The organism is Exilibacterium tricleocarpae, assembly GCF_007004655.1.
Taxonomy (GTDB): Bacteria; Pseudomonadota; Gammaproteobacteria; order Pseudomonadales; family Cellvibrionaceae; genus Exilibacterium; species Exilibacterium tricleocarpae.
In genome coordinates, this window is sequence record NZ_ML660093.1 from 1 (window position 1) to 23582 (window position 23582).

Annotated in this window: 19 protein-coding genes; 13 read left to right on the forward strand and 6 right to left on the reverse strand. The window is 59.6% G+C overall.

The window, feature by feature from the left end; genetic code table 11:
- Window positions 1-316: 316 nt before the first annotated feature.
- Window positions 317-1594: an HlyC/CorC family transporter gene (locus FKG94_RS11645; protein ID WP_142904443.1), complete on the reverse strand. Its 1278-nt coding sequence runs from the start codon at window positions 1592-1594 to the stop codon at window positions 317-319.
- 55 nt (window positions 1595-1649) lie between these two features.
- Window positions 1650-2447, reverse strand: coding sequence for a cytochrome C assembly family protein (locus FKG94_RS11650; RefSeq protein ID WP_142904445.1), 798 nt, complete (start codon window positions 2445-2447; stop codon window positions 1650-1652).
- A gap of 425 nt (window positions 2448-2872) precedes the next feature.
- Here FKG94_RS11650 and ffh point away from each other — a divergent pair, with 425 nt between their 5' ends.
- The 12 genes from ffh (at window position 2873) to FKG94_RS11710 (ending at window position 15729) form a co-directional block, all read left to right on the forward strand.
- On the forward strand, window positions 2873-4279 hold the full coding sequence (ffh, locus tag FKG94_RS11655; RefSeq protein WP_142904446.1) for a signal recognition particle protein: 1407 nt from the start codon (window positions 2873-2875) through the stop codon (window positions 4277-4279).
- Between the two features lie 190 nt (window positions 4280-4469).
- A complete protein-coding gene (gene rpsP, locus FKG94_RS11660) occupies window positions 4470-4733 on the forward strand; it encodes a 30S ribosomal protein S16 (protein ID WP_142904448.1) in 264 nt (87 codons plus the stop codon).
- 18 nt (window positions 4734-4751) lie between these two features.
- Window positions 4752-5291: a ribosome maturation factor RimM gene (gene rimM, locus FKG94_RS11665; RefSeq protein ID WP_142904450.1), complete on the forward strand. Its 540-nt coding sequence runs from the start codon at window positions 4752-4754 to the stop codon at window positions 5289-5291.
- A 93-nt stretch (window positions 5292-5384) separates the two neighbouring features.
- A complete protein-coding gene (gene trmD / locus FKG94_RS11670; protein ID WP_142904453.1) occupies window positions 5385-6158 on the forward strand; it encodes a tRNA (guanosine(37)-N1)-methyltransferase TrmD in 774 nt (257 codons plus the stop codon).
- Between the two features lie 41 nt (window positions 6159-6199).
- Entirely contained in the window at window positions 6200-6553 is a 354-nt protein-coding gene (rplS, locus tag FKG94_RS11675) for a 50S ribosomal protein L19 (RefSeq protein WP_142904454.1), read from the forward strand.
- Between the two features lie 382 nt (window positions 6554-6935).
- Window positions 6936-7847, forward strand: coding sequence for a site-specific tyrosine recombinase XerD (gene xerD / locus FKG94_RS11680; protein ID WP_142904456.1), 912 nt, complete (start codon window positions 6936-6938; stop codon window positions 7845-7847).
- A 118-nt stretch (window positions 7848-7965) separates the two neighbouring features.
- The gene (locus FKG94_RS11685) at window positions 7966-8799 is read left to right on the forward strand and encodes a DsbC family protein (RefSeq protein ID WP_142904458.1); all 834 of its coding nucleotides are present in this window, start codon (window positions 7966-7968) and stop codon (window positions 8797-8799) included.
- 127 nt (window positions 8800-8926) lie between these two features.
- Entirely contained in the window at window positions 8927-10246 is a 1320-nt protein-coding gene (locus FKG94_RS11690) for a homoserine dehydrogenase (RefSeq protein ID WP_142904460.1), read from the forward strand.
- Window positions 10243-11640 (forward strand): threonine synthase, encoded by a 1398-nt coding sequence (thrC, locus tag FKG94_RS11695; protein ID WP_142904462.1) that lies wholly within the window; start codon window positions 10243-10245, stop codon window positions 11638-11640. Before FKG94_RS11690 ends, thrC begins: the two co-directional genes overlap by 4 nt.
- Window positions 11641-11792: 152 nt before the next feature.
- Window positions 11793-13553 carry a single-stranded-DNA-specific exonuclease RecJ gene (gene recJ / locus FKG94_RS11700; protein WP_142904464.1) on the forward strand — a complete coding sequence of 587 codons (1761 nt, stop codon included), beginning with the start codon at window positions 11793-11795 and terminating at the stop codon, window positions 13551-13553.
- A gap of 463 nt (window positions 13554-14016) precedes the next feature.
- On the forward strand, window positions 14017-14736 hold the full coding sequence (locus tag FKG94_RS11705; protein WP_142904465.1) for a hypothetical protein: 720 nt from the start codon (window positions 14017-14019) through the stop codon (window positions 14734-14736).
- A gap of 546 nt (window positions 14737-15282) precedes the next feature.
- The gene (locus tag FKG94_RS11710) at window positions 15283-15729 is read left to right on the forward strand and encodes a hypothetical protein (RefSeq protein ID WP_142904467.1); all 447 of its coding nucleotides are present in this window, start codon (window positions 15283-15285) and stop codon (window positions 15727-15729) included.
- A gap of 32 nt (window positions 15730-15761) precedes the next feature.
- Here the strand turns inward: FKG94_RS11710 and FKG94_RS11715 are convergent, their stop codons facing one another.
- Both FKG94_RS11715 and FKG94_RS11720 read right to left on the reverse strand, forming a co-directional pair.
- Window positions 15762-19139, reverse strand: a complete 3378-nt coding sequence (locus tag FKG94_RS11715; protein WP_179957605.1) for a TonB-dependent receptor domain-containing protein — start codon at window positions 19137-19139, stop codon at window positions 15762-15764.
- 55 nt (window positions 19140-19194) lie between these two features.
- On the reverse strand, window positions 19195-21387 hold the full coding sequence (locus FKG94_RS11720; RefSeq protein WP_142904470.1) for a CHASE2 domain-containing protein: 2193 nt from the start codon (window positions 21385-21387) through the stop codon (window positions 19195-19197).
- 167 nt (window positions 21388-21554) lie between these two features.
- On the opposite strand from FKG94_RS11720, the gene FKG94_RS11725 reads away from it, so the two are divergent.
- Window positions 21555-22193, forward strand: coding sequence for a Crp/Fnr family transcriptional regulator (locus FKG94_RS11725; RefSeq protein ID WP_142904472.1), 639 nt, complete (start codon window positions 21555-21557; stop codon window positions 22191-22193).
- A 5-nt stretch (window positions 22194-22198) separates the two neighbouring features.
- Here the strand turns inward: FKG94_RS11725 and FKG94_RS11730 are convergent, their stop codons facing one another.
- Together FKG94_RS11730 and FKG94_RS11735 are read right to left on the reverse strand one after the other, a co-directional pair.
- Window positions 22199-22693, reverse strand: coding sequence for a hypothetical protein (locus FKG94_RS11730; RefSeq protein ID WP_142904474.1), 495 nt, complete (start codon window positions 22691-22693; stop codon window positions 22199-22201).
- Window positions 22694-22891: 198 nt separating this feature from the next.
- A complete protein-coding gene (locus FKG94_RS11735) occupies window positions 22892-23491 on the reverse strand; it encodes a DUF3501 family protein (protein WP_142904476.1) in 600 nt (199 codons plus the stop codon).
- Window positions 23492-23582: the final 91 nt, after the last annotated feature.

A 23582-nucleotide genomic window follows, 5' to 3' on the forward strand; every position in this document is an offset into this window, starting at 1 on the left:
AAGGGGTCGGGGTGCTTGAATTTTAACCAGGCTTTTCCTGGTTAAAATTCAAGCACCCCGACCCCTTCGAAGGAAAATTCAAGCACCCCGACCCCTTCGAAGGGCACCTCCGGCGGCACGGTGCCCCAAAGAGCACTGTCACTCGCTCGCCCCTTAGCTGGCAGGCAAAAGTAAACCGCAGTGCACGAAACAGGTGCCGCAGGTAAAGGGGAGTGGCACCATTCTAAGGGGACGCAACTAAAGTTACGTCCCCGCACCGCGCCGCCGGGAGAGGTGCCACTCGCCAATGGCTTACCTAACTTCGAGCGGCCCCCTCTCAACGCCGCTTCGGCAGTTCGCAGACGCGGGCTTTCTCGATCATCTTGGCGGAAATCTCCGCAGTTTCAAAACGGTAGCGCTGAATTTCGAAACTCACATGGGCGTCGGGAATATTTTCCAGATATTCCACCACCAGGCCGTTGAGGGTTTTAGGGCCGTCGGTGGGCAACTCCCAGTTCAGGTTGCGGTTGATATCGCGGATCGAGGCACTGCCCTCGATCATAAACCAGCCGTCGCTGAGCGGGCGGATTTCCTCGCTCTGTTCCTCGGCGCGGTTGGTGGTAAAGTCCCCGACGATCTCTTCGAGCAGGTCTTCCAGCGTCACCAGGCCGAGCACCTCGCCGTACTCGTCCACCACCACACCTATACGGCGTTTCTCTTTCTGAAAGTTAAGCAGCTGGATATGCAGCGGCGTGCTTTCGGGGACGAAATAGGGCGCGCGGGAAAAGCGCCGGATGGCGTCGCGGGTAATAGTCGAGTCGTCGCCGTAGACAAAGCGGGCCACATTGCGCAGGTGCAACATCCCCACCACCTTGTTGATATCACCCTCGTAGACCGGCAGCCGGGTGTAGTCGGCGTGGCGAATCTGCTGCATCAGCGTGGGAATATCGTCTTCGAGGTTGAGCCCGACGATTTCGTTGCGCGGAATCATGATGTCTTCCACGGTGGCCTTCTCCAGGTCCAGTATATTCAGCAGCATGCCCTGGTGCTGATCGGGAATCAGGTCACCGGCTTCATCGACCACCGTGCGCAACTCCTCCGGGCGCAAATGCTCGGTGGCACTGTTGCCGGTGGGGTCGACACCGAACAGCCGCGCCAGACCGCTGGCGATGTGGTTGATCAACCAGACCGCGGGATACAGCAAATACAGCAGCGGCCGTAGGATCAGACTGGCGGGAAAAGCGATTTTCTCAGGATACAGGGCGGCGAGGGTTTTCGGGGTAACTTCCGCAAACACCAGGATCGTCAGTGTCAGCAGCAGTGTGGCGATCGCTATACCGGCGTCGCCGTACAGGCGCAGGGCGATCACCGTGGCAATCGAGGAGGCCAGTATATTGACCAGGTTGTTGCCGATCAGAATAACGCCGATCAGCCGGTCGGGCCGCTTCAGCAGGCCGGCCACGCGCAGGGCGGCGCGGTGCTTCTTTTTCGTCAGATGCTTTAACCGGTAACGGTTGATAGACATCATGCCCGTTTCGGAGCTGGAGAAAAACGCGGAGAGTACAATCAGGCCGGCCAGCGCGGTAAACAGCAGGCCGAGGGGTGCATCGTTCAACTAGGGACTAGCCTTTACTTTTTATTGAGCAGCTATCTTCCACCAGTTTTCGGGCTCAGGCAAGGATAATTTCGAGCACCAGCTTGGTGCCGAAATAGGCCAGCATCAGGGCCACAAAGCCCCCCAGCGTCCAGCGTACCGCCTGGGTGCCGCGCCAGCCGCTGCGGTGGCGACCCCACAGCAGGATGGCGTAGATGGCCCAGGCCAGCAGCGAAAAAGCCGTCTTGTGCACCAGGTGCTGGGCGAACAGATCCTCGAGAAACAGAAAACCGGTGAGAATGCTCAGCGTCAGCAACAACTCGCCCGCCCACAGCAACTCGAACAACAGGGTTTCCATGGTTTGCAGGGGCGGTAACACGCGCGTCATACCCATCGGGTGTTTGTGCCTGAGCTGGTAGTTCTGGTAGGCCAGCAGCAGGGCCTGCAAGGTGGCGATCGTCAGCAGGCTGTAGGCCAGAAACGACAGAAAGATATGGGTGACGATTTCGATGCCAATGGCGCCGTAAGGGGTAATCGGGCTGGTGCTGAACAGCGACACGCCAACTGACAGTGCCGATAACGGAAACAAAAACACGAACAGATTGTGCAGGGGCTTTTTCAGGCTGCTGGCGAGCACCAGCAGGTTGATCACCCAGAAAATCATCGACGAGACTTTGAGAAAGCCCAGGTTGTAGCCCTCGGGAGAGAAGATGATGCTGAACACGCCCATCCCGTGAAACACCAATGCGCTCAGGGCGAAGCTGCGCAGCCAGCTTATCGCCGCCGCCTGTTTGCTCAGCAACTGCGAGATCAGATAGCCACTGGCGGCGAGATAGAGCGCTATGGCGGCGGCGTTGAAGGCGAGGGTCAACATGGGGTTTCTATGTCCGTGGGCGGCCCCTGGGGGCCTGGCTGAGTCGAAGCGCAGAGTTTGTCATAAAAGAGGGGTCGGAGTAAAAACCTGGGCGCTATATCCTGGACAATCTATCGATATAGGGCGGCACCCGGGGCCGCCGGCATCACGGCGGTCTGCAAGCGGGAGTAAAATGTCACTGGCTCCAAGTGACCTGCTCTGAATAGTAGTTTCAGCGTGTACCGATTGGTCCGACACATCGGCCATCCGGAGACAAACCTGCGCCGGTGTCTTTATTCAAGATCAGCGGGTATACGTTGAGGGCCGATGTCCTGTGCAAATCCTCCCGGCTGATACCAGCGGGGCTAGATACTTGAGGCCGGTAAGGTATACTGGCGCGGCTTGTACCCCCTAAATATGCCGTTGACGATACCCGATGGATTGTTATGTTTGAGAATTTATCCGACCGCCTTTCCCATTCCCTGAAAGCGATCACCGGCAAGGCCCGGCTGACCGAGAACAATATCAAGGACACCCTGCGCGAAGTGCGCAAGGCTCTGCTCGAGGCCGATGTGGCGCTGCCGGTGGTCAAGGCCTTTGTGGAACAGGTGCGCCAGCGGGCCCTGGGCCAGGAAGTGTCCAAAGCGCTCAATCCCGGACAACAGTTTCTCAAGATTGTCGAGGGGGAGCTGATCGCGGTGATGGGGCAGGCCAACGCCGCGCTCGACCTTGCCGTCAAGCCGCCGGCGGTGATCCTGATGGCGGGCCTGCAGGGGGCCGGTAAAACCACCTCGGTGGCAAAGCTGGCCCGCTACCTGAAAGAACGGGAGAAAAAGAAGGTGCTGGTGGTCAGCGCCGATGTCTATCGGCCCGCGGCAATTCAACAACTGGAGACCCTGGCCGGCGAGGTGGGGGCGGAGTTTTTCCCCTCCAGCGCTGACCAGCAGCCGGTGGTCATCGCCACCGCGGCCATCGAACAGGCGCGTCGCTCCCACGCCGATGTGGTGATCGTGGATACCGCCGGGCGGCTGCATATCGACGAACAGTTGATGGCGGAGATCCAGGGCCTGCACGCCGCCGTTACACCGGCGGAGACGCTGTTCGTTATCGATGCCATGATCGGCCAGGACGCGGTCAATACCGCCAAGGCGTTCGATGCGGCGCTGCCGTTGACCGGCGTTATTCTCACCAAGGCCGACGGCGATGCCCGCGGCGGTGCCGCCCTGTCAGTGCGTCATGTCACCGGCAAGCCGATCAAATTCCTGGGGGTGGGCGAAAAAGTCGAGGCGCTCGAGCCGTTCCATCCCGATCGTATCGCGTCGCGGATTCTCGGTATGGGCGACATTATGTCGCTGATCGAGGAGGCGGAGCAGAAAATCGACCAGCAGAAGGCCCGCCGGCTGGTATCGAAAGTCCAAAAGGGCAAACGCTTCGACCTCAATGACCTGAAAGAACAGTTGCAGCAGATGCAGAATATGGGCGGGATGACCGCCATGCTGGAGAAGCTGCCGGGCATGGGCAATATGGCGCAGATGGCCGAACAGGCCAATATGGGCAAGCAGTTCAAACAGATGGAGGCCATCATCAACTCCATGACCCCCGCCGAGCGGCGCAACCCGGACCTGCTCAACGGTTCGCGCAAGCGGCGTATTATCCAGGGCTCGGGCACCCAGATTCAGGACCTCAACCGCCTGCTCAAGCAGCACAAGCAGATGGCCAAAATGATGAAAAAGATGAAAGGCGGCGGCATGGCCCGGATGATGCGTGGCATGGGTGGCATGATGGGTGGTGGTGGCGGTATGCCGCCCGGAGGGGGCTTTCCCGGCGGCGGGCTGCCGCCCGGTATGCGTTGAAATTCTGACTTGCATTTAACACGCTGGTATTCTGGCGGTCTTTCCCGTAAAATACCGCGCCTTTCGCAGGGTGTGTCTCCGCCTGGGTGGGGGCAGCGTCCGATAGCATGCCCGCTAGCGGATAGAAAACCTAAAATGGTGTCCTGCCGTGAGGCAACACTTATTCTGGAAAAACAGGAAGAAGATTTTCATGGTCAGCATTCGATTGGCTCGTGGCGGCTCCAAAAAGCGGCCTTTTTATCACTTGACGGTAACCGACAGCCGCAACGCCCGCGATGGCCGTTTCATCGAGCGGGTGGGTTTTTTCAACCCCATTGCCCGCGGCCAGGAAGAGCGCCTGCGTATCGACAATGAACGCGTGGATTACTGGGTGGGACAGGGCGCTCAGCTGTCCGACCGCGTGGCCAAGCTGCTGAAAGAGCAGGCGGCGGCAAAAGCACAGGCGGCGGCGTAAGCCGATCGCGACCCGGTTGTGGCAAAACGGTCCGACAGCCTGCGCGGCGGACTGGTCACCGTCGGGCAAATCACCGCGGTTCACGGTATTAAGGGCTGGGTCAAAGTACACTCGGCGACTGAACCGCGGGAAAACCTATGGCAATACAAACCCTGGTGGCTGAAGACCCGCCACGGGGTAAAAGCAGTGGAAATTGACGATTATCGGGTCCACGGCAACGGCTTCGTGGCCCATATAGTCGGTGTCGACGATCGCGATCAGGCCGGCCAGTACTGTCAGGTCGATATCGCCGTGGAGCGGGCGCAACTGCCGCCGCTCGATGAAGGGGAATACTACTGGCACCAGCTCGAAGGCTTGCAGGTGGTCAGTGACTATCAGGGCGGTACCTTTGCTTTGGGGCAAGTGGTGCGCCTGATGGAAACCGGGGCCAATGACGTCCTGGTGGTGCGTGACGAGAGCGGGCGCGAGCGGCTTATCCCCTATGTACCGGCCCAGTTCGTCAAAGCGATAGACCTCGATGGCGGAGAAATGCGGGTCGAGTGGGACCCTGAATTTTGAGGCCTGAATTTTGAGGCCTGAATTTTGAGGCCTGAATTTTGAAACAAGGGTTTTGACGCTTGAGGTTTCGGTATTGAACGGGGGGGTGCTGGCGTGCGAATTGCGGTGGTCACTCTGTTTCCCGAGATGTTCAGTGCCGTTACCGATTTCGGCGTGAGCGGCCGGGCGTTGCAACAGGGGCTGGTGGAACTGGCCTATTGGAATCCGCGCCAGTTCGCGTCCGATCGACACCAGACCGTGGACGACCGGCCCTACGGCGGTGGTCCGGGCATGGTCATGTTGGCCGACCCGTTGCGCCAGGCCATAGCGGCAGCGAAGCAATGGGCCACGGCTGAGGGGGAAATGCCTGCTCAGGTGATATACCTGTCGCCCCAGGGGCATCCTCTGGGGCAGTCGGCGGTGGTGGAATTGGCTGCCCCATTGGCGGCAACAAGGCCTGAACGACGGGGGCTGGTATTGTTGGCCGGGCGCTATGAAGGGGTGGACGAGCGTTTGCTCGAGACCGAAGTGGATGCGGAGTGGTCAATCGGCGACTATGTACTGAGCGGCGGCGAACTGGCGGCGATGGTGGTTATCGACGCGGTGATCCGGTTGTTGCCCGGCGCCCTCGGCCACGCGGACTCGGCCGCACAGGATTCATTTAGCGACGGCCTGCTCGACTGCCCGCACTACACCCGCCCAGAGTGCTACCGTGGGCGATCGGTGCCGCCGGTGCTGTTGTCGGGTGACCACGGGCGCATTCGCCGCTGGCGCCGGCAACAGGCGCTGGGACGCACCTGGTTGAGAAGACCGGATTTGTTGGAAAAACTGACTTTGGACGAGGAGCAGCAAGAGCTGCTGGCTGAATTTAAAGGCAACCTCAACTAGCTGTGAAGCTACACACTTTGGTTAACATTTAGGAGCTGACCATGAGCAGTAACAAAATTATCCAGGCACTCGATGCCGAACAGTTAAAGCAGGAGCTTCCTGAATTTGGCCCCGGCGATACCGTTGTGGTGCAGGTAAAGGTGAAAGAGGGTAACCGCGAGCGCCTGCAGGCGTTTGAAGGTGTGGTTATCGGCAAGCGCAACCGCGGTCTCAATTCCGCGTTTACGGTACGCAAGATTTCTCACGGTGTCGGTGTCGAGCGTACTTTCCAGACCCACAGTCCGCTGGTGGACAGCATCACCGTAAAACGTCGCGGCGATGTGCGTCAGGCCAAGCTGTACTACCTGCGCAACCTGACCGGCAAGGCGGCGCGTATCAAAGAGAAGTTGAACTGATCTTGATTAGGAATACCGGGCTGAGTCTGTTTTTGCCGGTTGTTTTGTGCTGAGACAAAGTCGTCTCGGTAGTTGAGCTTGCTAAACTTTTTATGTGTCACTTCACGGCCCGGCGGGGGTGAGCGGTCCCGCCGGGCCTTACCTCTTGCACACTGTTCTTGTATCGAGAAATCCGCAACAGGCGGTATTCACCCCGAGGGCGCGTAGTCTGCCTTTTGACCTCGCACCCTGTCTCTCAACGTACCACGCTCCTCTCTAACTTCCCAACTCGCCTTCATCCGTCCAACCATGAGTGGCATGGTATAGACTATTGTCTTAGCCCCTTACTTGGCGCCGGTGAAAAAGCTTTTGATATTCCGCCTTTCCCTTTAAAGTCTGCGCTATGACCGACAACCAACCCGGCAGCGCCGATCGACAGCTGATCGACCGGTATCTCGATGCACTCTGGATGGAGAGAGGGCTGAGTGACAATACGCTGGCCTCTTACCGCAACGATCTCACCAGCTATGCGCTATGGCTCAAGGCCGGCGCCGGCAACCTGGCGGATGCCACTTCGCAGCGCTTGCAGCAGCACCTGGCCGAGCGCTTCAGCCAGGGCCTTTCGGCCCGCTCCACGGCGCGGTTTCTATCCTGCCTGAGAGGCTTCTACCAGTATTTGATACGGGAAAACCTGTTAGAGGAGGACCCCACTGCCCGCATTGACAATCCCAAACTGGGTCGCCCCCTGCCGCGCTCGCTGACCGAGGCCGATGTGGAGGCACTGCTGGCCGCGCCGGCGGTGGACGACCCGCTGGGGCTGCGCGATCGGGCCATGCTCGAGGTGCTCTACGCCAGTGGCCTGCGGGTTACCGAACTGGTCAGCCTGACACTACCGCAGGTCAACCTGCGGCAGGGCGTGGTGCGGGTGATGGGCAAGGGCAGCAAAGAGCGACTGGTGCCGCTTGGCGACGAGGCCGCGCAATGGTTGCAGCGTTTTGCCGCAACGGCCCGGGGCGCCCTGTTGAAGGGGACGAGCAGCGATATCCTGTTTCCCAGCACTCGCGCCCGGATGATGACCCGGCAGACCTTCTGGCATCGCATCAAGCATTGGGCTACAGTGGCGGGCATCGATAAGCCGCTGTCACCCCACACGTTGCGCCATGCCTTCGCTACGCATCTGTTGAATCACGGTGCCGACCTGCGGGTGGTACAAATGTTACTGGGACACAGTGATTTATCGACTACACAAATTTATACTCATGTGGCACAAAGTCGGTTGCAGGCCATACATGCAAGCCATCATCCGCGCGGTTGACGGGTTCACGGCGACCAGTTCACAAAAAGGCACCGATTGCGGAACCCAACAGTCCCGCCGGGCTCCAAGCGGGGTAAAATAGGCCCCACAGTTCGCGAATAAATAGAGAGAGATTGTTATGCAACTTGTTACACAACAGGGTTGGTTGAAACGGCTGGGTCGACGGCTAACCAAGGGTGGTGCGGCAGTGGCCTGCTTGTTGGCTGCGGTGCAGATGATGAATTACTCGCCGCCGCTGCAGGCAGCGCCGGGGCAGGCGAGCACGGTGTTTCCGGATGCCGATGCCAAGGTGGCGGAGCAGATCAAGGCGACTTTGCGCAAGGGCCGCCAGGCGTTCGAGTTTGAAGAGGTGAAGGAAACGCCGATCAAGGGTCTCTATCGGGTGCAGATCAAACACGGTCCGTTGCTGTTCACCAGTGCCGACGGCCAGCACTTTGTAGCCGGCGGCGATATGTACGGCGTTGAGCCGGGCACCTTCGTCAATCTGAAGGAGCGGGAGTTCCAGCCCGAGCGGGCGCAACTGATGGCGGCGGTCGATACCAAAGACCAGATCGTGTTCTCGCCCAAGGGTAAGACCAAGGCCTATGTCAACGTATTTACCGATGTGGATTGCGGGTTCTGTCGCAAGTTGCACCTGGAGGTGCCGGCCCTGAACGCCAAAGGGGTCGAAGTCAGATACCTGGCCTATCCGCGAGCCGGACTGCAGGGCGCTTCCTACGACAAGATTGCCACCGCCTGGTGTGCCGATGATCCCCAGACCACCCTGACCCGACTAAAGAACCGCGAAGCTGTGGCAACCAAGGTATGCCAGAACAACCCGGTGGCCCAGCATATGGAACTCGGTGCCAAGGTCGGGGTGAGCGGCACGCCGGCCCTGGTGTTTGCCGACGGCACTATGATTCCCGGCTATCAGTCGGCTGAGGATTTGGTTCGGCTTTTGGGGGTGGAGTAGTACTGCAGGTCCTCGCCACGGTGAAGGGGTAGGCGCAGCACGGCCTATAGTGTCCGTGTATGCGTTGACAGCTATGTCCGGTCTCAGTAAGGTGGCCGTCTTTTTCCGCCAATGAGAGGACCCCGCCTTGAAACCGGTAAAAATCGGCATCTGCGGCCTGGGAACCGTAGGTAGCGGCACCTTCAATGTGCTGGCGCGCAACCGCCGCGATATCAATGCCCGCGCCGGCTGTGAGATTGTGGTGGCACAGATCGGCGCTCGCCGCGACAACCCCGCCTGTGATACCGGTGCCACCCCTGTCAGCCGGGACATCTTCGACGTGGTGGATAACCCCGAAATCGATGTGATCGTCGAGCTGATCGGCGGCACTGATGTGGCGCGGGAGCTGGTGCTCAAGGCTATCGCCAAAGGCAAACACGTGGTCACCGCCAACAAGGCGCTGATCGCCGAGCACGGCAATGAAATCTTTCTCAAGGCCAAGGAAAATAATGTGACCGTCGCTTTCGAGGCGGCGGTGGCCGGGGGCATCCCGATTATCAAAGCGATTCGCGAAGGCCTGGCCGCCAATCGGATCGAGTGGCTGGCCGGTATTATCAACGGCACCGGCAACTTTATTCTCAGCGAAATGCGCGACAAGGGCCGGGAGTTCGCCGATGTCCTGCGCGAAGCCCAGGCGCTCGGCTACGCCGAGGCCGATCCCACGTTTGATGTCGAGGGTATCGATGCCGCTCACAAACTGGTCATTCTCGCCTCGCTCGCTTTCGGCATGCCGCTGCAGTTCGACAAGGTGTTTACCGAGGGCATCGGCAAGATAGAACCCCAGGATGTCGGCTATGCCGAGGAACTGGGTTATCGCATCAAACACCTGGGCATCGCCCGGCGCAACGATCGCAACGGCGTCACCGGCATCGAGCTGCGGGTGCACCCGACCCTGATACCGGCGCGGCGCCTGATTGCCAATGTCGACGGCGTGATGAACGCGGTGTTGGTGCAGGGCGATGCGGTGGGACCGACGTTATACTACGGCGCCGGTGCCGGCGCCGAGCCCACCGCCTCGGCGGTGGTGGCCGATATCGTAGATGTGGCCAGAACCCTTACCGCCAACCCGGAGCACCGGGTGCCGCACCTCGGGTTCCAGCCGGGCAATCTCAACGACCTCGAAATCCTGCCTATCGAGGCCGTGGAGACAGCCTATTACCTGCGCATGCTGGCGCTGGACCAGCCGGGCGTGCTGTCGCGGGTGGCGCAGATTTTCAGCGAGGCGGGCATCAGTATCGAAGCACTGATCCAGAAGGAACCGGCCGAGGGACAGCAGCATGTGCCGGTGATCATACTGACCAGCCGGGTGGTGGAAAGACAGTTGCTCGATGCCGTGCAGGCCGTCGAGGCGCTCGCCAGTATTGAAGGGCAGGTAACGCGTATCCGCATGGAGTCCCTGGGCAAGTGAAATATATCAGTACCCGCGGGCAGGCGCCTGTGCTCAATTTTGAAGACGTGGTGTTAACCGGCCTGGCGGCCGACGGCGGTCTCTACGTACCCGAGACCCTGCCCCACTTCAGTCGCGAAGAGATCGCCGCTTGGGCGGGGCTCTCCTATGAAGAACTGGCATTGCAGGTGATCACCCCGTTTGTGGACGGCGAGGTACCGGAGCGGGATTTGAAGGACATCATTGCCGCATCCTACCGCAGCTTCCGCCACCGGGCCGTGGCGCCGCTGGTGCAGACCGGGCACAACGAGTGGGTGCTCGAGCTGTTTCAGGGGCCGACCCTGGCATTCAAGGACTTTGCCCTGCAGTTTCTCGGTCACCTGCTGGATTACACGCTAAAAAAGCGCAACCAGAAGGTGGTGGTGATGGGGGCGACCTCCGGTGATACCGGCTCCGCCGCCATCGAGGGGTGCCGGCGCTGCGACAATATCGACATTTTTATCCTGCACCCGCACAACCGCGTCTCCGACGTGCAGCGCCGGCAAATGACCACGGTGCTGGAGGACAATGTGCACAACATTGCCCTGCAGGGCAACTTCGACGATTGCCAGAATATGGTGAAGGCGAGTTTTGGCGATCAGTCGTTTCTGCCCGAGGGGCGCCAGTTGGTGGCGGTCAACTCCATCAACTGGGCGCGGATCATGGCCCAGATCGTCTATTACTTTTACGCCGCGCTGGCCCTGGGTGCGCCGCACCGCCCGGTTTCCTTCTCGGTACCCACCGGTAACTTCGGCGATATCTTTGCCGGTTACCTGGCCAAGCAGATGGGGCTGCCGGTGCAGCAGCTGATTATCGCCACCAATGCCAACGATATTCTGCACCGCTGTATCAGCGCCAACGATCACAGCAAAAAGGCCCTGGTCCATTCGCTGGCGCCGAGTATGGACATTATGGTATCGAGCAATTTTGAGCGGCTGCTGTTCGATCTGCACGGGCGCGACGGCGCCGCCATCGCGCACTTGATGGAGGACTTCAAGTCCGGTGCCATGCACCTGAGCGAGGCGGTATTGGCTGAGGCACGGCAATTGTTTTCCAGTTATCGAATTGACGATGCCGGCACCGTGGCGGTGATCGCCGATGTCTTTGCCGGCACCGAGTACCTGCTCGATCCGCACACCGCCATCGGCGTCGAGGCGGCGCGCCGCACCCGCCGCGACAGCGCGGTGCCGGTAATCTGCCTGGCCACCGCGCACCCGGCCAAGTTTCCCGAGGCGGTGCGCAAAGCCGGGCAGACCCGCGACCCGGCCTTGCCCAGGCATATGGCCGATTTGTTCGAACGCGAAGAACGCTACCAGGTTTTACCTGACCAGTTATCTGAGGTGCAGCGGTTTATCGCCGCCAATATTCGCGCCTGAGTTGATGTGTGTGGTGTGGTTCCCGCACCTGCGTTTACCGACTATCGAAAGGGAAACTCAATTCATGCTTGCCAAAACCTTTGACCAGTGCGCTATCTCAACCTCCTTGCCGTGCGTCGCGGTCAGATTATCCGGCGCCGCAGTCTGATCCCATGCAAAAAATCATCAAACGCCGGCAGGTTGATCTATCCGAGGCAGACTTTTCCGCTGCCATTCCGCCCCTGCTCCAGAGAGTTTACGCCAGCCGCGGGATCAAGACCGACGCCCAGTTGCAAAACGGTTTGCAGCAACTTCACCAACCCCAGGCTTTCAAAGGCCTGGACGCTGCCGTGGAGCTGCTGGCGGAGGCCGTTGTCGAGGGCCGCAAAGTATTGATCGTCGGCGACTTCGATGCCGACGGCGCCACCAGTTGTGCGCTGGCGGTGCTGGCGCTGCGGGCCATGGGGCTTGAGCAGGTGGACTTTCTGGTGCCCAACCGCTTCGAGTACGGCTATGGCCTGACGCCGGAAATCGTGGCGGTGGCGGCGGGCCTGCAACCGGCGGTCATCGTTACCGTCGACAATGGTATTTCCAGTATCGAGGGCGTGGCGGCGGCGCAAGCGCGTAATATTCGGGTGGTGGTGACCGATCACCACCTGCCGGGGCCGCAGTTGCCCGCCGCCGATGCCATCGTCAACCCGAACCAGGGGCAGTGTGGTTTCCCCAGTAAACACCTGGCCGGTGTCGGGGTGATTTTTTATGTCATGAGCGCCCTGCGGGCGGAACTGCGGCGCCGCGACTGGTTTGCTGAGCGCGGGCTTGCCGAACCCAATATGGCCGATTATCTCGACCTGGTGGCACTGGGTACCGTCGCCGATGTGGTGCCCCTGGATGACAACAACCGTATTCTCGTCTACCAGGGCATCCAGCGCATTCGCGCCGGTCGGGCCCGGACCGGTATCCTGGCAATGCTCGCCGTGGCCGGGCGCGAGCCGCGACGCCTGGTGGCGGCGGACCTCGGCTTTGTGGTGGGGCCGCGACTGAATGCCGCCGGGCGCCTGGACGATATGTCGCTCGGTATCCAGTGCCTGCTCTGCGACAGCCCGGGCCTGGCCCGGGAGATGGCACTGGAGCTGGAAGATCTCAACCGCGACCGCAAGGCGATAGAGAGCGGGATGCAACGCGAGGCTATGCAGTCGCTGCAGGCATTACAGGTCGATGAGGCCGGCGATCTGCCCTGGGGGCTGTGTCTCTACGATGCCACCTGGCATCAAGGGGTAATCGGGATTCTGGCAGCGCGCATCAAAGACCGCTTTCACCGCCCGGTGATCGCCTTTGCCGACGCCGATGCGGGCACTATCAAAGGTTCTGCCCGCTCCATTGCGGGCCTGCATATCCGCGACGCCCTCGATGCGGTAGCGGCGCGCCACCCCGGCCTGCTGTCAAAGTTCGGCGGCCATGCCATGGCGGCGGGTATGACGTTGGAAAAGGCGCACTTCGACCGCTTTCAGGCGGCCTTCGACGCCGTGGTGCGCGAGCAACTGGACGCGGCGGACCTGCAGGCGGAGTTACTCAGCGACGGCGCCCTCGAGCGCGAGGATTTCGCCCTCGAACTGGCCCAGCAAATTCGCGAGGCCGGCCCCTGGGGCCAGCATTTTCCGCAACCGCTGTTTGACGGCGAGTTTTATTTGCAGCAACAGCGGCTGGTGGGCGAGAAACATCTGAAACTGGTGGTGTCCCTGCTGCCGGAGGATCAATTACTGATCGATGCCATCGCCTTTAATGTCGACCTTGACGTTTGGCCCAACCCGGCGGTGCAGCGGGCCAGGCTGGCCTACCGACTGGACGTGAATGAATTCAGGGGGCGGCGCAGTGTGCAGTTGATTGTGGAGTATCTGGAGCCCTGCCAGGTGCCGGCGCCGGCTGCCAAGTAGGGGGAACCCGCAGCGGACATCTGGCCTCGCCAGAGTCAATGGGCAAAAAAATCGCTATAGACGCAAAAGAAAATGTAAGCCTGAGCCAAGCCAAATCCTATTGTGAGATGTTGGATTACGTTAAGCCAATATCTGCGGAAGAGCGGGATGAGACGGCCGTGGAAGCAACGGAAATTTCTGACAATAGTCTCCCTCCAAAAAATCTGTGGTGAAAAAAAGACGATATAGAGACGATAGAGTCTGATTTAGTAACCATTGAGTCCTTTATCGCTGGTGTCGCGGTTAACGGTTTGTCCATTCAAAGTGAACCTCTTCAGCCAAGGAAATAACTGCAACTTTTCTGCCTCACTATCCGTACATACCGGTAACTGCTGACTGCGATGACATCAACCAGGCGAAACAATGGTCCCCGTCATTGGAAAGCGGGCTCTCTCTTTACACTCCGAAGCAATGGGACTTGAGTATGCATAACGGGTTCAATTTATATGGTGGTAAATATATCTTCAAACGCAGTGTCAATTACACGCGCGTAACCGGTTTCAATGCCTCGCCCGCTCCCGGTTTTGCCGGTGAAGGGATGGACGCTGATGTGTGCCGTCAGATCGGTTACTTGGACGGCACCTTCTCAATAGACGGTGTCGGTTTTATTCCGGGGCGAGATCATGTTGCCGGAACCAGAAAAAAACGCATGCAGGGTGTCTGTTGCGGCATAAGCACGGCTTGGATGGCGGCTTTTCTCGGTGGCAATGCCGATGCGACGAATCACGGCAGCTTTGGTGATTTTTTCCAGGTCATGCGCTTTCAGGGTGCCTATGGCAAGTTTTATGGCGATCGGCCATGGCATCAGGAGACATTATTAAATAGTTTTGGACTGGGACCTCTGACCGCCACACAAATGACTTTCTCTCAATCGGCCAACATCCCATTTCAACGGTTCGCGTTACGCAGCCGTTGGGTAGGCTATGTGTTTACGTGTGAGCATGTTATTGCTATCGGGAAGGCGCGAGATTCGAATTTCTTCATCATGGATCCAAACGCAGGTTTATTTGAATACACTCGACAAGACCAGTTTCGTGCTGATTTAGGGGAGTACCTGGCTGCGATTTGGAGTGAGACACATGACGTGTTCACTGCGCCGTCTATGGATATCTATTTTTACCATAAAGCATTTGACCTGATTTAGGAGAAACTGCGATACGACAATCTCGTATAACCTGGTGACAGTAAAGGTTACTGAATACCACCAGGCTTACGAAACCTGGTCCACAGCCTGATTATTGACAAAAACCGGACCTGACCATGCCGGATTGGATGTTGCCGGGTCACCGGCGACATGAAGCCTGAAGCCGCTCACCAGAACCCGGCAGTGTGAATATGTCACAGCACGCGTGTGTGTTTTTACCTACCAACCCGGCGCGCATCTGACCATACTGGCAATTCCCAAGGTTAACGGCTAAGCCAATGTTACTGCGGTAGCGGCGGAATAGCCGGAGTTGTCAGGATTCGACACGGATGTGAATCAGCAGGGATGCTGTCAAATCCCACAGTGGGTTGGCAATTTGGCGTCTCTCTCCTCTTGCTGGCGGCACCGTCCCGGGACCGCACTCCAGGTTTCTGTGATCTGTCTCTGATTCGATGTTTTAATCTGGCGCCTGTGGCGTTAATATTGTCGCCGGCGCGCTTAGGCGTCGCTGGCAACAATAAAAACCCACAAACCTTGGGGGATTTCATGGGAACCATCACACCGCGCTCGCTGCGATGCGGGCGGCTGGCAGCTTTGGCACTTTGCTTTACCGTCTTCGGTCTGGCCGGTTGCGGCAAAAAACAGTATCCGGACCCGACAGTGCTGCAAGCTGAGGTATTTCTAAAAGAAAATAAGGAGGGCCTGTTGGCACCGGCGACACTCGATGGAGAGTTCTGGCCCGTATGTCCGCCGCAGAACTGCAGCATCCAGGTCGATGCGCCGGAAGTACCGGACCGCAAGCTATTTGACCTGGTATTGATAGAGAAAAAATCACCGAAGCCGAAACAAAAACAAGCCGGCTCACAACCCCTTGCAGGTCTGGTGGGCAGTGCCCACGCCAGTGGCGACGGTTGCACCGTATGGTGGGTTCACTATCCCAATCTCGGCTGGGTGCCCTATTACGATCCGAATGACCCCGATTGTCCTCCCTGAGGGCGGTTGCGCCGGTGGCCGGCGGCCATCGGCTAAAACTCCAACTGTACTTTCAAATAGGCGGAGCGTTCGGGCAGTAACTCCTGAGGTCTGGGGTTGGTGGTGAAGAAGTTGAAATCCCGGTACCTGAACTCTTCGTCCAGCAGATTTCTCAGTTCCAGTGTCACCACGCCGAGGCGGCTTGGCAAGCGGAAATTGAATGACCCGTCGAGTGTCCAAAACGTCTCGTCGTCGTTAAAGCCGGGTGTAAATCTATTGGCTTCCTCTATACGGATTTTCTGGTCGACAAAGTTGGCGGTGAAGCTGAAAGACGTGCGCTCGCTCGTTATCACCGTGGCTGTCAGCGGCAGCAGCCTGGTATCGAGGCGCAACGGAATTGACGGCACCCGTATCTCCGGTTGCGGCTGTCTGTCGAAGACCTCATGCCGATAGTTCAACGCCAGGGCGACGCGGTCGTTGAGGGCGTAATAGACGCTGGCTTTTAGGATTTCATTGTCGATGTCGAAGGGGTCGACATTGACGCCGAGATTGGGCACCTCGAGGTCGCGTTCCACGTATTCCAGGCTCAACTTCAGGTTGTGGCGCGGCGCGTAGTCGGCGGCGGCGCCATAAACGTCCGCAGCGGTACCCTCGGAGTCGTCATATACCTGGGCGAAACCCGCCACGTGGCCCGGCTCGATGGAGACCTGTGCATCGGTGCTCGGGGCAAATGTCCGCAGGGCGGTGCCCCGCAGTGTCCAGCCCGGTGCCACAGACCATTCCAACCCCAGTTTGGGGTTTATTTTATCCTCCGCCTGTTCCACATCGCCCTGCAGACCGCCGGCCACCACCTGCTCGTAATCGGTGTAAGACAGTGCCGCTGTCAGCGTCAGCCGATCGGACAAAACGGGCCAGAAAGAATAGGCGTAAACGCTCTCGAATGTCGTATCGAACACCAGCGACGGTGCAACGCCGGCCGGGTTGAGCTCACCTTCGCTGTCGGCATACCTGCCGCCCAGTATCCAGGTGCTGTTGTCGGCCAGCAGGTGGTATTGCAGGTCCGCTTGCTCCGTCTGGGTATCGAAAGCCGAGGACTGGTCAATCACCAAACCGGGGAAGGGCTCGAATGACCTTTGCGTCTTAATCTCTGTGTCTTTACGGGTCAGCGACGCCAGTATCCGCGAGCCCGGGGACAGCCGGTAATTGAGCCCGAGTCTGACGGTGTCGGTATCGGTGTCTACCTGGAGATTGTCGGAAAATGTGTCCAGGTCGAACTGCAGGGCAATGTCGCCGCGCTCCTCCTCGCGGCGCCTCAGCTCCAACTGTAACCCAAGGTCCGGCGTCACCTGGTACTGTCCCAGCACATTGGATAGTTCGTATTTGACATCGTTGTTGGCGCGAAAGCCATCGGATTGATAGCGATACTGCCCGGCGTTGAACGAGCCCTTGCCCAGCAGTCCGTTGAGGTTCCACTCGTAGGCGTGGGTATCCTGGGTGCCGCCGAGGCCGGACAAGCGGCCGTTGAGCCCTTCACGGATAAACAGCGGATTATACTCAGCCACGCCCAGATCGGTGGGCCCGGCGCCGTCCACCACCAGCAGGCCGGTCTCGCGCAAGCCCAGCGGCAGCGGTTGTGCGCCCGGCGGTGCCAGCAGCGTGGCCATCAAGGTTGCCCCGGCGCGCAGTGATTCCAGTTGTGGCTGGTCGGCATAAACTTCCGCCAGCAACCGGTGGCCGCTGTGCTCGGCCGGTGCCTGGCGCACGGCGCGGGCGCCTTGCAGGATGGCGGCCTGGTCGAAGCGCAGGGCGCTGTAGATACGCGCCTGGTTGGCACTGCGGCTGGCATTGTCGTTGTCCAACAACAGCCGCGAGCGGTAGACGGCGCGGTTGTCGTTGCGGGCGACAGCGGTATCGAGCGCGGCCAGGGCCTCGATCAGGCGGTTGTCACTCTGTTGGCGCAGGGCCTGGTAAAACCAGGGCGTCGGATCGGCCGGGTCCAACTGCTGTGCCAGTGTGTATTGCTCGTCGGCCAGCTCGTTGCGCCTTTCCTCGTAATAGGCTTTGCCCAGGTAACTGCGCAGCACTGCGTTGCCCGGGTCCTGGGCTATGGCATGTTCGATATGTTCGCGCCCGGCGCGCAGTCGGCCCTCGCGTATGGCAATCAGGCCGAGGCCCAGGGCCGGCAGGGGGTCGGCGGCGTCGAGTTGAGCGGCGCGGCGGAACGACTGCTGTGCGGTGGATAACGCGAAGCGATTTAGAGCGGCAAAACCGGCAACGGTGTGGGTGCGACTTAAGTTGGGGCTCAATGCCGCGGCGCGGCGGGCAAAACGGTCGGCTTTTTTATACTCGCCGAGCATCAGTGCCAGTTCCGCCAGGCGCGCTTGCAACAGACCGCTGTCCCCGGCGCGCTGTTCAGCGTTCTGAGCGCTGGCAAAGGCAGCGTCCAATTGCAACAAACTCTGCTGTACATATGACAGGGCCAGCCATGCCGCCGGGGAATCCGGTGCGGCGGCGACAGTGGCCTGCGCGCCCCGCAAGGCAGCGGCCGTATCGCCTGCGACCATCTGCCGGAGGCTTTTCAAGGCGAGGGCGGCGGGCGCCTGGGGGTCTTTTTGGAGGGCGCGATCCAGCAGACCTGCCGAAGCCTCGACCTGGCCGCGGTAAAGCGACAGCGCTGCCGCCAGCGCCAATAACTCGGCCGATTGTTGCGCCGGCGGCAGCTCGGCCAGCGCGTCTTCGGCACTGCGCAGGCGTCCGGCCGCGATGGCCGTCCTGACCGTTTCGGGGGCGCTGGCGGGCACCGGCATGGGCGGGAAGTACAGGGCCCAGGCTACGGTATCGCGCAATTTTACCGAGACCGCTTTTTGCGGCGCCGTATTGGTACGCGCCAGGGCCGATTCACCGGCTTGTAAAGACAGTTGGCCAAAGGCATTACTGAGTTGCACCTGCCCCTCGAACAGCGCCAGGGTGTTGGCGTCGGACCGCGCCGAGACGCTGAACTCAGTGCCCTTGATGGCGGCGTTGAAGTAGGGGGCTTTGACCTCGAACGGTTGCGGCGTGCGGGTGATAAAATGCGCGATCCCCTCGAGCAACTCCACCCACAGCGACTTTTGCGGAGGCAGAAATTTTAATGTGGTGTTTTCCTGGAGGCGGACCACGGTTGCGTTAGGCAGACGCAGGGTCGCGCGGCTGTCCTGAATCCGCAGGGTGTCGCCGACACAGAACTCGAAACCGGCGCCGGCGTTCTGCCACTGGGATGTGCCCGGCGCGCGCCACTGGGCCGCGCCCTCGAGGCTGATGATCCTGGCCGCCCAGTCCTGGCAGCGATCCGGGGTTTGCGCGTGCGCCAGCACACAGAGACCGAGCAGCAGAGCCACCGGCAGGCGGCGACACAGTGCGGTTATGGTTGGCCGTCGTGCAAAAAGGCGCATACTTGTTTTCCCCAATGTGATAAAGAGTGCCGGGTCTCGATGCTGCGAAGTTTTTTTACGCCACATATTCCTCGCAGACAGTCCGGTAATAGCGACTGGGACCGTCGTCGGGAAAGCGGCTCAGCACCATCTTAAACGCGTTGAGCGCCCGCTGTTTATCGCCCATTTCGTAAATGCTCAGGGCTTCGCCAAAACGGTTGATCAGTTCGCCGGTGGCGCCGCCGGCCCGCTCGCGCAACCCGACCAACTCGTGTACCACCAGCGGCTGGCTTTTGTTTTTTACCTTGAAGTGCCCCAGATACCGAATGATAAGGTCTGTGGTCGGGTTTGCAATAATCTTCTGTGCAATCGATTCGGTCAGCAGTATCTGCGTTCCCAGTTGCCGATTCAACGTCTCCAGGCGCGCGGTGGCATTGACGATGTCGCCGACCGGGGAGTATTCATAGTGATCCATGGCGCCTAAATTTCCCAGGGAAAAGGCACCACCGTGAATGCCGATGGAGGTGGGTAGCGCTACGCCCTCAATTTTACTTTGTTGAAAGGTCTCCCGGATCGACAGTGCTGCCCGACAGGCTTTCTCGCAGCAACTGCGCTGCAGAGCATCGACTGTCCACAGCGCCAGCAGACTGTCACCGACAATATTGGCGACGCGGCCGTCCTCGCGTTTGACCGTTTGCATCAACTGTGAATAGTAGCGGTTCATGACGCGGTGTAGATCGTGCGGTGGCAGGGTTTCGGCAACGGCGGTGTAGCCCTGAATGTCCGTCAACAGACAGATGCCCTCGACCAGGCGCCGCTGTTCCTGCAAGCGTCTGACATCGCCGCCGAGCTGGCGCGCCGCCTCGCTCGGCAGATAGTGTTCGAGTGCCTCGGTGATTCGCGCCTGCTCGCGCCGGCTGCGCCGGTAGCGTGACGACACCGCGGCGAGGTTGGCAAATAACAACAGCCCCAGCGGCGCTGCCAGTGGTAACCACCACTGCAGGTGAGTGAACAGGTAAGCGGCGAGCCAGGCATAAGCCGCCAGTAACAGTCCCTGTGCGGCCAGCGCGTAGCGAACCGGCAACTGCGTCATAAAACGATAAAGAAGCAGGGCAATAGACACTACCAGCAGGGCGTTAACCAGTGGGGGCAGCGGCTTTAACGTTTGCTCGTGTAACAGATTGGCAAAGACTGTGGCGGCAATTTCAACGCCGCTGATATCGACGCCGTTGGGTTGGGAAAATACGGTGTTGTAAACGTCCCACTGCTCGGTCTGACGGGTTTCGACCAGACCGACAAAGACGGCTTTGCCGCTGACGTTTGCGGCTGCCGGATCCTTCAGGACCGTGTCGTAGTCGATAGTGGGCAGGCTGCGTTTCGGTCCGTAAAAATTGATGTAGGCCGCGTCGGGCTGGTTGGCGGCACCCACCAGCGCGCGTAAATAAGGTCGCTCGGTCGCGGTGGCGCGCTCGCGCAGGTACCGCTCGACAGCGCCGTCCCCGTGTGCAGCCAGGTAGCGGCGCAAGGCCAGCATATACGCCTGTGGCTGTTGTGCATTCATGGCGTTGCGGGTGGCGGCCGGCAGTGCCGGCTCCAGCACCTCGAGCAGACGCGGGAGGTAGGGACGCAGATACACCGCCAGCGCCGCCACCGGCAGTGTCACTTCGAGGCCGGCGGACAGTTCTGTAAACAGCACCGCCCGATCCACCCTGACCGGTATCTTGGGCAGTGTGAAGGTGGCAATCGCTGCGGCCTCGCGGCCCAAAACCGCTATTGGTGGCAGCTCCCGTTCTATATCGAGCACCGTCACCGCCTGGCCGGCAACGGTGATGGGGTCGGGTTGGGGGCGCTGCAGATATTTAAACAGCACGATGTTGCCGGCGTCTTTAATGGCCTGTGCCAATGCCCGATCCTGGTTGGGCTCGCGGCTTTCGGTGAACGCAATATCGAAAGCGATACTGGCGGCGCCGCGAGCTTGCAGGGCCCGAATCAATTCGGCGTGACGGGCCCGCGGCCAGCGATCCACTGCGGTCGGCAGTCCCATGCGCGCCGCGCCCGCGCCGTCGATCGCCACGATCACCGCAGAGTCCGGCGGTATAATCGCGCCGCGCCCGTGAAACAGCCACTGCAGGCCAAACGCCGCCTCCAGACGTGTCAACCAGGGAGACAGGCCAAACAGAAAGAGTAAAACTGTTATCGACACCAGAATCGAGGTGTCTGAACGCCGATAACCTGTCGCGGTGGTGTCGTGTAATGTGTGCCCGGGCATGGCCGCCCTCTATCGGGGTCTGATCCTTTGTATAGAATCGCCAGTCAACAGTGGGTATGATAACACCTTGGTGCGGTAGCAGGATGCGATATCGCCATATGGGTCATTTTCAGGCTAGCCCGGGATTACTGACCTGATTGAGACGACCCCAATAAGAAGACCTTAACATGCTGGAAAACGTCAAGTTGTTTCAAGACACGCCGAAGCATATCACCGATGCCCTGGCGGCGTTCAGTGTACGCCGCAGCTACCCTAAAAATACTATCCTGTTTATGGAGGGCGATGAGAACAGCCAGCTTTTTATTATCGAGTCCGGCAAAATTCGCGTGTTTGTCAACGGTGAAGACGGCAAGCAGGTGACGCTGAATTTTATGGGTGAAGGGGAGTACTTCGGTGAGTTGGCGCTGATCGACGGCAACCCCCGCTCGGCCTCGGTGATGACGGTGACCGATTCGGTTTTTGTGACCGTCTCGCGCAAAGATTTTCAACAGTTTATTGCCCAGCATCCGGAATATGCACTCGATATGATGCGCCAACTGGTGAGTCGCATTCGCGGTTTGACCGATAGCGTGAAAGATATGGCGTTGCTGGACGTATACGGACGGGTCAGCCAGTTGCTGCGGCGCCTGGCCGATACCGACGACCGGGTCTGCAACCCGAAACCGACCCATCAGGAAATCGCCAATATGGTGGGGGCGTCGCGGGAGATGGTCAGCCGCATTATGAAAGAGCTGGTGATCGGCGGCTATATCGAGCAGCAGCCCGATGCGCTGGTGATTTGTAAACAGTTGCCGGCCGGCTGGTAGGGCGCTCACACTGACTCCGCGAGCGCCGCTTCACAGGCTTGCAGGTGGAGTTTGATATGTTCGCGGCGACGGGGTCTCCTCTCGTCGGGACCCGGCAGTGATTGTTCGTAGATGATCAACTCGCAATTGTCCCGGGGAAACGGGATCACCACTTCGAATGTGGTTTCCGGTTTGCGTTTGCGGGAGCCTTTGGCCGCAGGGTTGGTTGTTCGAAAGTCTGCGCTGCCGGCGCTTTCGCGCGCGGTATCGAGTTTTTCCACGAGGTCAATGTTTTCCACCAGATAGTTCAGCGGCAAGACATTGTGTAGAAAACGCCGGTAAACAGTGTTGCCGTTATCGCACTTCACCTCCACCCAGTGACCGATAATCGTCGGTTCGATCGGATCGAAAGGCTGCTTTTCCCCGCGTGGCGGCAGGGTCCGCTCGCGCAGGCTGCGGGTCAGGTGCAATTGCTTGGACTCGATATTGAAACTTAAGCGAAGTGATTCCTGCTCGTTCATAACCGCCCACCTTGGATATCTAACTGGCCGCTAGAACAGCATGCGCTAACGCCCGGCGATGTTCACCACGGAGCAGGGTAGAGTGGTTTGCAGGTAGTCGCTGTGAAGTGTTGCCCGCGGCGGTTGTGACTTATTCACATGCGCCGCGTGAGATTGGCGCTGCGGTTCACGCGGTGTGTCGCGTGGCCGCAGGTCGCGTCAGTTCAGACTGATGTCGTCCAGATCATTCGCCAGGGATGCGGTGACGGCATCAGATAAAGCAACCGGTTCGTTGTCAAAGCCGGGGTGATCGATGCCCGCCTGCAATCTCGCGCCCTGCTTGACCGCCTGCACCATTGCCGGTGTCAGTTCGAAGCGCAGGAAGTGCACACTGGAGGTTTTTTCCTCGTTGCTGCGCTCCAGGTCTTCGTTGCAGATCGGAAAGACTTTGTCGAAATCCTCGATGCGCAGCCACACCGTGTCCTCGATACCGCGCAGTGTCGCCAGGCGCCGGCGGCGCTCGTCCACGTCGTCGTATTCCAGCATCAGTGTCGCTTTCCAGTTCTGGCCGTCGGGAATCAGCGGATTATAGGCGTCCAGTTCGTCCTGAATACCCTCTGCTTCAAAGACTTTCTCGATGCGCAGCATTTCCTGAACCTGGTAGCGAATGGAGAGTTCGTCTTCAAACAGCAGCCGCGCGTGGTTGCCGATAACCACTTGGCGCTGCTTCTTGTGGGCCATGACCTGTTCGCGAAACTGCGCGCGCCGTTCGGCGTATTCCTCCAGGCTCCACAGGTCTGAGCGGTTGAGTGAAGTCATGTGCTGATTCCTCCTTTGTCTGGGTTATACAGCGATAAGCTGTACAGCTCTGGGATATGCATCTGTTGTCAGTAATGCAAGTATCAGTAGT